Annotated in this window: 5 protein-coding genes and 1 pseudogene; 5 read left to right on the top strand and 1 reads right to left on the bottom strand. The window is 70.4% G+C overall.

Annotated elements, in window-relative coordinates:
* The coding region (locus AC08OQ_RS15735) for a Scr1 family TA system antitoxin-like transcriptional regulator (RefSeq protein WP_476612149.1) at positions 1-212 on the bottom strand (212 nt) is incomplete at its 3' end.
* A gap of 499 nt (positions 213-711) precedes the next feature.
* Here AC08OQ_RS15735 and AC08OQ_RS15730 point away from each other — a divergent pair.
* From AC08OQ_RS15730 to AC08OQ_RS15710, 5 genes and pseudogenes are all read left to right on the top strand, one after another.
* Positions 712-999, top strand: coding sequence for a hypothetical protein (locus AC08OQ_RS15730; RefSeq protein WP_462187399.1), 288 nt, complete (start codon positions 712-714; stop codon positions 997-999).
* Positions 1,000-1,060: 61 nt separating this feature from the next.
* Positions 1,061-1,927, top strand: coding sequence for an ATP-binding protein (locus AC08OQ_RS15725; RefSeq protein ID WP_476601294.1), 867 nt, complete (start codon positions 1,061-1,063; stop codon positions 1,925-1,927).
* A gap of 262 nt (positions 1,928-2,189) precedes the next feature.
* The gene (locus AC08OQ_RS15720; protein ID WP_476601295.1) at positions 2,190-5,678 is read left to right on the top strand and encodes a TM0106 family RecB-like putative nuclease; all 3,489 of its coding nucleotides are present in this window, start codon (positions 2,190-2,192) and stop codon (positions 5,676-5,678) included.
* A 283-nt stretch (positions 5,679-5,961) separates the two neighbouring features.
* Positions 5,962-6,351 (top strand): annotated as a pseudogene (locus AC08OQ_RS15715) (GAF domain-containing protein); the annotation flags it as partial.
* Positions 6,352-6,443: 92 nt separating this feature from the next.
* Complete coding sequence (locus AC08OQ_RS15710) at positions 6,444-6,956, top strand: helix-turn-helix transcriptional regulator (protein WP_476601296.1); 513 nt, start codon at positions 6,444-6,446, stop codon at positions 6,954-6,956.
* The last annotated feature ends 699 nt before the right edge of the window (positions 6,957-7,655 follow it).

Below are 7,655 nucleotides of genomic sequence, written 5' to 3'. Positions count from 1 at the left end.
CCTGCATACTCCTCTGTCTGGAGGAGACCGGGAACGAGTTCCGGCTGGTAGCACCAGAGGCGAGAGGCCGCCTCTTCGAGCCCGATGTACAGGTCGAGCCAGGCCGGGATGACGTCGCCGTAGCTGTGCCACCAGCCGCGCGCCTTCGTCTCCTTCGCGAGCCCCATCAGCGCCTCGGTCAGATCGGTGGGCGCACCGTAGATCCGGCACATGATCTCTACGTCGAAGCTTCGGAGCGAGGTCAGCCCCGACTCGATGCGCTAGATCTTGGCCTCGGACCACTCCAAGCGCCGTGCGGCTGCCCGCACGGTCAGTTCCGAAGATCACGCAGGTACCGGCCGAGCTGACGGCGCGGCACGGTCGAGCCCGTCGTCGTGGTGCCCTCTGGCATCGCCCCTCCTTCGGTTTGAGGGTAGTCCATCACCCGAAATGAAAGACTCTGATCGCTGTTTCGAATAAATATCAACATTTCTCAGCTTGCAGAACGAGTCTTGCATGTTGAGCTCTCGCGATGTTTGACTTCTGTGTGACAGCAGGCGCGCCGAGAGTGGTCGCCTGGCCCCTACGGCGTTGCAGTCGGCGGACGCTCGCGTCTCTCTGCGTTGCCAAGGCGCTCTTCTCGGCGGCATCCGCCGCGCTCTGCTGTCTGTGGCACGGGGACGGACTCGCGGCGCGGGGGGCTACCCGTCGCAAACCGAAGGGAGAGGGTCCATGGACGAACGCCGGTTCGTGGTGTGGGACGCGGACGGAAGACCGCTCGGCGCATTCCCCGACTTCGACACCGCCCACGAGTGGGCGCACGTGCGGATGCGGCAGGCGCGAACCCGCCTCCCCCTGACCCTCGACGACCGTGTAGCGAAGGTCAGCCGCCGCCTATCCCACGCCCGCTGTGAGCTGGTGGCGTGGGCCGAGTTCGCCGTGCTGCCCGGCTGCGACCTGCCCTCCCTGGGCGCAGGCGTAGACGGCACGGCGCGGCGCCAGCCTGCACAGCGGCCGTGAACGTCACGATCATCGCCTGCTGGGCGGCCACACACGCGCTGACCGCCGCACGGGGCTCAGCATGACTGGTGACTCATCACCTGTGATCCGGGTGGCCGTGGCGCACTTCCCGCCAACCGCCGTCGCCGTTCCCGCCGTGCGTACGAGCACGGTCCGCACGCTCACGGAATGGTCAGTGGACCCGGACGCCGTCAGCAGTGCCGAACTCGTCGTCTGTGAGTTGGCCTCGAATGCCGTGAAGGCGAGCCGCCTGGAAAACCTGGAAAACGTGGTGGCCATGCGGCTTACCGCGACGAGCAGGAATGTCCTTGTCGAAGTGTGGGACGGCAACGACACCGCTCCCCGGATCAAGAGCCCGGACGTGTTCAGCGAGGACGGGCGTGGCTTGTTGATGGTCGACGCGCTGTGTAGCCAATGGTCGTGGTTACCGGGTCAAGACCGGCGGAAAAGTCATGTGGGCGGAGATTCCCGGCGGGTTGCGGCCCGCGCCGCCGACGACGGACGCCGAGGGTTGGGCCGGAGCCTATGGCACCGGTCGTCTACCGCACCGACCCGGAGACCTTGCGGCGTGTCGCTGACGAGTTCATCCGGCGTTATCGGCTTCGTCCCCGCGCGGCTTTCCGCCACGCGCACGGCTGGACGCCTGCGGCCCACCGATCCGATATGTACTTTACATCTTGTTCGGCCGTATTGCCGGATTTCCTGTCCGTCCGCCCACCGGCCCACCTGTCCGTCCGTCCACCGGACAACCCGTAAAGACGGGTGGGTCGACAATGTGGCGCCCAGAGGAGCCAGCGCGACAACCGGGCCCCCGGGCAGCAGATCCACCCCGGCCCCCGCACCTGCTATACCTCCTGCGTGCCGGAAGGCGTGGCCGGCCGCGTTCAGTCCTTCGGGGCACGCCCGGCCGGGTTGGTCCGGACCGTGAACCCGGATCGGGAGAGGATCGGCACGGGACCGAACGGGATGGCCCGGATGGAAACGGGATGGCCCAGATGGGGATGGTGTCGTGCACAGGTTCGAGGACCGCTGGGTGGTTTCCGCCAGTGATCTTGTCGACGTCGTCGAGTGTGGGCATCGCGTCGGGCTTGCGCACGCGCTCGCCGCCGGGCTGGTGACCGGGGAGACGTCGGATGACGGGCCGCGCCGGATCGACCGGGTGCGCCTGACCCCCGCGGGACACCACTGCCGTGCGGCACGGCGAGGCGCACGAACGACGCTGGCTGGAGCATCTGCGCCGGTGTTTCGGCGCGGACGGGGTCGTGGCGATCGAGCGGCCCGCCCCCACGCCCGCCGCCCTGGCCCAGGCCCACGAGCGGACCCGCCAGGCGTTGGCCGCCGGGGTTCCCGTCGTCTACCAGGGGGCGCTGTTCGACGGCGCGTTCCAGGGGCGCCCCGACTTCCTCATCGCGGCGCATCTCGACCCGATCACCGGCGTGTCGACCGGGCCCGCGGTCGCGGGCCGCTACGAGCCCTACGACGCCAAGCTCGCCCGGCACGCCAGCCCGGGAGCCGTGCTGCAGCTCGCTGCCTACGCGGCGGCCTTACCGTCGGTGGGCGTACCCGTTCCGCGGTTCATGCATCTGTTGCATCCCGCGCAGCGGGCCACCGCGCCCGCTCCCGCGCCCGGGGTTGTGCGCACGTTCCGGGTCGACGATGTCGTGCCGATGGTCGGGCACGCGCGCAGCCGTCTCGCCGATCGGCTGGCGGTCGCCCCCGTGGTTCCCGAACCATCCTGGGCCGAGCCCCGGTCGGCCTGCGCCACCTGCGCGTTCAGCGCGCACTGCACGCGCGGCCGGGCGGAGGCCCGCGACCTGTCCCTGGTCGCCGGGCTGCGCGGCGACCAGCGACGGGTGCTGCGCGCGGCTGGCATCACCGCGGTGGAGGAGCTCGCCGCGGCCCGCGACGACCAGCGGCCCGCGACGATGTCCCCGGCGACGTTCGCGGGACTGCGTCTTCAGGCGGAACTGCAGGCCGCGCAGGATGCGACGCGGACCGCGGACGACCCGGTCGGGACGGTGACCGTCCGGATGACCGGCCCGGAGGGTCTCGCGGCCCTTCCGGCGCCCGATCCCGGTGACATCTACTTCGATATGGAGGGCGATCCGTACGCGCTGGACGCCGCCGGTCTGGAGTACCTGTTCGGCGCGGTCACCCTCGCGGACGGCGAGGTCTTCCGGGCGTTCTGGGCGCATGATCGGGCGGGGGAGCGGCAGGCGTTCGAGCGTTTCGTCGACTGGGCGACGGAGCGGTTGCGCGCGCACCCCGGCGCGCACATCTACCATTACGCGCCCTACGAGCCGAACGCGTTGCGCCGGCTGGCCGCGCGACACGGTACGCGGGAACGGCAGGTCGACGATCTGCTCGCTGGGCACCGGCTGGTGGATCTCTACGCCGTGGTCCGGCGCAGCCTGCGGATCTCCCAGCCGTCCTACTCGATCAAATACCTCGAACCGCTGTTCCTGCCCGGTGCCCGGCAGGCCGAGGTGAAGAACGCCATCGACAGCATCGTGGCGTACGAGAGCTTCCTGGCACACCGCGCCGCCGGGGAGCTCGCCGCGGCCGACCGCGTCCTCGCTCAGATCGCCGACTACAACCGGATCGACTGCGTGTCGACCCAGCGACTGCACCGCTGGCTGCTGGGCCTGCGGGAGGCCGACGGCGGCACGCCGCGGATCGACCTCGCCGCCCCGACCTCCACAGCCTCCGGCACCGACCCGGTAGACCCCGCCGACGCCGACGCCGACGACGCGCTCGTCGACACCCTCGTCGCGGCTCTTCCCGACGACCCGGCTGACTGGACGGACGACGAGCGGGCGCGCGCCCTGCTCGCCGCGGCCGTCGGATACCACCGGCGTGAGAACAAGCCCGCCTGGTGGTCGTACTTCGCGGCGCTGACCGCCGATCGCGCCACGCTGGAATCGGCCGACGACTGCGCGGTCCCGGTGAGCTGGACCGTTGTCGAGGACTGGGTCGAACCGGCCGGGCGACGGCGGCGGAGTCGTCGACTGCTGCAGGCCCGCGTCGATCCGGACCGTCCGCATCCCTTCGACCGCGGCGAGGCGGTGCGGCTGCTCTACCCGGGACCGCCCGGGGCCGAGGGCGCTACCACCGACGCGGTCGTCGAGCGGGCCGAGCCGCACACGCTGCTGCTGCGGGAGAGCGTCGCCCCCGACGACGTGGCCCGCAGGCCGCCCCTCGCCGTGCTGCCCGGATCGCCGGTGCGTCCGGAACCCAAGCCGGCGGCGATCCGCGACCTCGCCCGCCGGACCGCCGACGCCCTGCCGGACCTGCCTGCGGACCCCGCGTTGGACCTGCTGCGCCGTCGCCCCCCGCGGCTGATCGGCCGGGGCGACCTGCCGGCGCCCGGCGAGCACGACGGAGACCAGATCGCCGCCGTGCTCGCCGCGGTGAGCGCGCTCGACGGCTCCTACCTGGCCGTGCAGGGGCCGCCTGGGGCGGGCAAGACCTACCTCGCCGGCAGGCTTATCCGCCATCTCGTCGAGCAGGGGCGCACGGTCGGGGTCTGCTCGACCAGTCACAAGGCGATCGAGAACGCGATGCTCGCCGCGACCGGCCAGCCGCCGGCGGACCCGAATTCCGCCGACGCCCGGGCCGCGGACGCCGTGCCCGCCTGGCGCCCCGCGGTGCCCGCCGCGAAGAAACAGCGGTCCGGGGCGAAGCCGGCTCAGCCGGCTCCGGGCATATTCCCGCCCTGGGACGGTCCGCGGGATCTGCGGGCACTTGCGGCGTGGCGCCGGGAGCACCCCGAGGGCCACCTGGTCGGGGACACCGCCTGGGCGTTCGCGAACCCGGTGCTGCGTGGTGACCCCTTCGACGTTCTGATCATTGACGAGGCGGGGCAGTTCGCGCTCGCGGATACCCTCGCGGTGGCCGGCGCGGCCCGCAACCTCGTGCTCCTCGGCGATCCGCAGCAACTGCCGCAGGTGGTGGCCGGCCTCCATCCGGACGGCGCGGACGCCTCGGCGCTGTCGCATCTGCTCGGCGACGCCGAGGTGATCCCGCCCGAGTTCGGCTACTTCCTCGATCGGACCCGCCGGCTGCACCCGGCCGTATGCGCGCCGGTGTCGGCGCTGGCGTACCGGGGGCTGCTGCACGCGCATCCGGTGGCCGGGACGCGCGCCGTGGCGGGTGTACCGGCCGGGCTGTACCTGCACGACGTCGAGCATCACGACAACGGCACCCGGTCGGATGAGGAGGTTGCTGTGATCCGTGACATCGTTCGCCACCTGCTCGGTCGTACCCTCGTTGACGGCGGGCCCCCGCGCCCGCTCCTCGGCAGCGACCTGCTCGTCGTCGCCCCCTACAACCGGCAGGTGCGGGCGGTCGAGCACGCGCTGGGCAAGGCGGGCCTGCCCGGGGTGCGGGTCGGGACGGTGGACCGTTTCCAGGGCCAGGAGGCAGCCGTCGTCATCATCTCGCTCACCACGTCCAGCTCGGCCCAGGCGCCGCGGGGGCTGGACTTCCTGCTCTCCCGCAACCGGCTCAACGTCGCGATCTCCCGGGCACAGGTGGCGGCGGCGCTGGTCATGTCACCGGCGCTGCTCGACAGCTCTCCCCGTTCGGTCGCCGAACTTCAGCTCCTCGCCGGGTTAGCCCGGCTGCGTGCCATGGCCCGAACGGACCCGCTCACTGTGCGCTCCCCGATACATTCCTGACACTTTCCTGGTACGTTGCCGGAACCTGATGGGTGGTAGCGATGAAGCCACGGAGTCCACTACGCGCCCGCGGCCCCCAACTCTCATGCAGATATGTAAAGTCCGTTTCGTCGGTATTTGTTTGTGCTTAGGAGTCGAAATGAAATAACTTGCGCGTTTCGAACCCTCCACAGGCCTGTGACCTGCGATGATGCTCTCGATTGCGTATTTGTTACTTCATTACGTCCCCTTATTGTAAAGCCGGTGCTAGGATTCGCGACGTCTGGGCAGGTTGGGGAAGGGGATGCTCATGACTCTTACACTGGCTATTCCTAGCCGTATGCAAACTGTTCTGCCTCGGGCGCTCGCGCGCCTGCGGGCCTCATCGGGTGCACACATTACTTTCGGGGGAATGGTCGCACTCCATTCCCGCACCCTGACCATCACCAACGTGGACGGGCCGGGGCCGGCCGGGCTGATCGGTGTCGAGATCCCAGCCGGGATGGGCATCGGCGGTCAGGTCGTCAAGCATTGCCGGCCGGTCGTCATCAATGATCGAGCTGCCGCGCGAAGATCGCTGCGATCCACCGCCGCGGAGATCGACGACACCGGTCTCGGTGCGATCATGGCGGTGCCGGTATGCGAGGACGGCGCGGTGGCCGCGGTACTGTACGCCGCTCTCGAACCGGATCTGTCATTCGATGAGTCTGCTATTCACGCAGCTATGGCGGTGGCCCGGTTGATGGAACGCGAACTCGGTCTCGTCAGTGGGGGCCGCGGTCGAGGGTGCCGTCCGTACCGGTCCAGGGGCGGGTGCCGGTCGAGGGGCGGGTGCCGGTCCAGGGACGGGGCCCGGTCGAGGGGCGGGTGCCGGTCGAGGGGCGGGTGCGGGTGCCGGTCCAGGGCGGGGTGCCGGCCGTGCGGCCGGGGGCCGTCCCGTTCCCGCGGATGTCGGGTCTGCCCCGGGAGAGCCTGCGGCTGGCCTACCGGGAGCTTCAGGAGGTCACCGAGCATGTCGCCGTCCCGTTCCTGCGCGGTCGCATCGGCGGGGTGTCCGAGCTGCTGCGCGGGCTGCTCGCCGAGGAGACGAAGACGGTCGGACGGCTGACGCTGACCCCGCGCGAGCTGGAGGTGCTTGCCCAGGTCTCGCTGGGATTGTCCAACGTCGAGACGGCCCGCCGGCTGACGGTCTCGCCCGAGACGGTGAAGGCGTACCTGCGCAGCATCATGCGCAAGCTCGGTGTCCGTAACCGCACAGCCGCGGTACACGCCGCGCGCCAGCTGGGAATGCTGCCCTGATCTCAGGGGCCCGCACCGGGCCCCTGCCGGGGGCGTGGCCGTGGCTGCCGGTCTGGCAGTCACGGCCATTCGACCCCGCCGTATATTCCCGGCGCCGGTGTACGAGGATCTCGACCGCGGGTCGATGTGGCCTGCCATCGGTGCCATAGCGGTGTTTTCACGCTGTGCGGGCAGGAGTGGCGGGGCCGCCCGGCCGGCGAGCCGAGGCTCAGGCCGGGCCTGAGGCATTGCCCTACTACCTTCGGGATTGCTCCCGGCATTCCCGCCCACTCCTCCTACGCCGCGGCGGCCGCCTACCCTCGAAGATTCTTCCGGCGGCCCTGCTTTCGGCGGCCGAATATCGATCGTGGCCAGACTCCCGCTACACTTCTGCCTCCGGGCGAGGGTAGTTCGGGACCAGGGTCTCAGGCAGGTCTACTTTCAAGGTGGAAGCTCGGGACTTCCTCGCAGTGCTCCATGCAGTGCTCCATGCAGTGCTCCATGCGGTGCTCCATGCGGTGCTCCATGCCCGGACGCGTGGCCGCTGGCGGCCACCGTCCGGCCGTCACGAGATCCATCGGCACGGGAGATCCTCGAAGGAGCGTCATGCCGTCGTTCGCTGATCCGGCGCAGCAGCGCGAATCCCGCCCCGATCGGGTGACGTATGCCGCGTTGTCGCACGGACGGGACGAGGGGTCGCACGGACGGGACGAGGGCTGG

It is taken from the genome of Frankia sp. CcCS3, assembly GCF_977927575.1.
This window is presented reverse-complemented; position numbering and strand designations above follow the sequence as displayed.

Bases quoted from the DNA above. Each gene is read 5' to 3' on its own strand.
- AC08OQ_RS15730 (WP_462187399.1), top strand. From the start codon at position 712: ATGGACGAACGCCGGTTCGTGGTGTGGGACGCGGACGGAAGACCGCTC.
- AC08OQ_RS15725 (WP_476601294.1), top strand. From the start codon at position 1,061: ATGACTGGTGACTCATCACCTGTGATCCGGGTGGCCGTGGCGCACTTC.